Source organism: Leisingera sp. F5, assembly GCF_001593695.1.
In genome coordinates, this window is sequence record NZ_LUKH01000421.1 from 1 (window position 1) to 2,512 (window position 2,512).

The window sequence follows — 2,512 nt, forward strand, 5'->3', positions numbered from 1 at the left end:
CCTGGCGGAACGCGCCCGGGCAGAGGCCAGCGACCCGATGTTCGAACTGCTGGAGGCCGGCGGAGTTATGGCCGCCTTCAAATTGCTGACCACGGGCGAGCTGGACCGCGCAGCCCTGGATGCCTATTCCGAAACCACCCTGGCCAGCCCCCGTCCGGCACTGCCGGATCAGGTGCTTCTGGCGGAATTTGCCCGCGCGGCGTTGCCCTCCTCGCCTTATGCCTATGCGCTGGACATCACCGGCGAGACGGTGCTGGGGCTGATCGAAGCGGACCCGATGGCAGGCCGCGATCAGGAGCCGCTGCTGAATGACCGCGACTGGGTGCAACTGCAGAACATCTGCGGTTAGACGCCCGGTTCTGTTGCGCCCAGCCGCAGTTTTGCGCGGCAGAAAACGCCTAGCCCTTTTGACTGCTGTCAAAGGCCGCTTTCATGAAGTCGGCTTTCATCATGTGCGCCTTCATCGCGGGCAGGCCGATTGCTTTCAATGCGATCACCGATGCGTAGATCAGCGTTGCAGTGGCAAGGGCATCCAGCATCCATCCAAGAGGCACCGCCGCTGCGCCCAGATGTCCTGGCAGCGCCGAGAGCGCCGGAATAGTCCAGAAACCGGTCAGCGCATGCAGCACAAGCGCAATCCAGAACCCGGCGCAATACGGGCAATGCCATTGCTCATAGAGCGACTGCAGCGGCCGCGGCAGCATCGCCAGCAGCCTGTTGAACCAGGTCCCCCACTCCGGGAGTTTTTCCCAGATCAGGATATGCAATGCGGTTCCGATCAGAACAGGTTCGAATGTCATGGGTTTTTCCTTTCGCGGATTTCGATTGTTAGTTAGTTAGACTTACCTTACTGCGCAAAAAGGCGCCGATCCCTTCAGCCGGTCTCAGACTTTTCTGCCAGCGCGGCTGCGAGAGCGTCTCCGTCCAGGCCCGGTGCTTCAGACAGGAAACTCCGGGCAGCGGCCTGATACATCTCCTCTCCTGTTTGCAGCATCTCGCGCCCCTGAGGCGTGAGCAGTATATGCTGGGCACGGGCATCGTAGCGGCAGGGCACCCGCTCCACCAATCCGCGCTCTGTCAGCTTGACAACCATCGCACTGGCCGAGGCTTTCCTGACGCCCAGATCCTCAACCACGTCTTGCAGGTGCTGGCCGTGGTCGTCTTTGCTGGTTTGCTTGATCTCCTGCTCCTTGATGGCGCGCAGGTATTCATACTCGCTGTGGCTAAGCCCGATCCGGGCGCCGCCCCTCGCCCAGTGCCGGTGTGCGTGGCGGTGTGCCAATTCGATCAGTTGCGCGAAGGTCATGCTGTCTCCAGTTAGTCTGGAAGCCTAACTAATGAACTTTCGGAAGAAGTCAAGAGAGGGCAAGCCCGGACATTGCCGGCGGCAAAAAGCACAAAGCCCGCCCCTGAAACTGTCTGGAACGGGCTTCGAAATGCTCTTCGGTGCCTTTCACCTTCTGGCTGCGAAGGGGAGAGACCGTCTTTTCAGCAGCCGGAGCCGGGACGGTCAGGCCTCTGCCCTGGCTTTACTTGCTGATCCGCGCCCCGGCAAAACCAGCCTTGCGGGCTTTGGCCAAGGCTGCAGCGGCTTGGTCATGGGCGTGAAACGGGCCTGCCAGAACAACCTTATAGGGCTGCCCCCTGCGGCTGACAGTGCCAAGGCGCACTGGCAGACCGGCAGCGGCAAGCCGCCGCGCTGCGGCCTTGGCCTCAGCGGCACCGGCATAGGTTGCGGCGCGAATATACCGTCGCGATGCGGCTTGCTGCGGCGCCGCCGCATCCGGTGCAGAGCGGGTGGACAGGCGCAGGCCCGACGGCTGCGCTTCGGCCGGGCTGCGGCGCACATTGCGCGGCAGTGTCAGCGTGGCACGGTCCAGCGGCAGCTGCACCAGGCGGCGCGGCACGCCCTTGGTCCAGACCTGCGCCATCTGCGCATCGCCCTCGGATGTGCGCACGCCGCGCATCGTGTTCAGACGGTCGTCTTCACGCTCCACTGCCAGGTAGCCGGCCGGGGCTTGGGCAAAACCGGTCACCACTGCCGGGCGCACGGTACGCACCGCTCGCTGCGGGTTCAGCCGCCCATCGGTCCAGACCGGGCGATAGCCTTCGGGCACCGAGAAACTGTTGCTGAGGCGGCGGTCCTGGTAGATGTGCGTCTGCACCACACGCGTATTCGGGGTGAGGCGCAGGGAGGATTGCGGGCCGCTGCCCTGACCCCCGTAGGTCACCGGCGAAACAGTTTGCGGGCCGCAGCGCGCGCCGGTGGCATTGGTGTACTGGCGGCTGATATCCGAAAGACCGGCACACGCACCGCTGCTTGCGGGCTGCACTGCAGCCGGAGCGGGTGCTGCTGGGGCCGGGATTGGCTTGGGCGTCACACGCACGACTCTCTTAGGTGCCGGTTTCGGCGCCGGAGCAGCAGCGGCGGGCTGGGCGCTGGTGGATTGCGGTGTACGGCGCGGCTTGGCCGTGGTGACGATCCTGGGCGCTGCGGCGGCGGGCTTGGCAG

General features: G+C 64.5%; 3 protein-coding genes and 1 pseudogene. 1 reads left to right on the forward strand and 3 read right to left on the reverse strand.

Annotated elements, in window-relative coordinates:
* A pseudogene (locus A2I95_RS31255) lies at positions 1 to 349 on the forward strand (hypothetical protein); the annotation flags it as partial.
* Between the two features lie 49 nt (positions 350 to 398).
* Here the strand turns inward: A2I95_RS31255 and A2I95_RS31260 are convergent.
* The 3 genes from A2I95_RS31260 to A2I95_RS31270 all read right to left on the reverse strand — a co-directional run.
* The gene (locus A2I95_RS31260) at positions 399 to 800 is read right to left on the reverse strand and encodes a hypothetical protein (protein WP_027259327.1); all 402 of its coding nucleotides are present in this window, start codon (positions 798 to 800) and stop codon (positions 399 to 401) included.
* Positions 801 to 874: 74 nt separating this feature from the next.
* Complete coding sequence (locus tag A2I95_RS31265) at positions 875 to 1,306, reverse strand: MarR family winged helix-turn-helix transcriptional regulator (protein WP_027259328.1); 432 nt, start codon at positions 1,304 to 1,306, stop codon at positions 875 to 877.
* A 223-nt stretch (positions 1,307 to 1,529) separates the two neighbouring features.
* The coding region (locus A2I95_RS31270; RefSeq protein WP_291736087.1) for an SPOR domain-containing protein at positions 1,530 to 2,512 on the reverse strand (983 nt) is incomplete at its 5' end.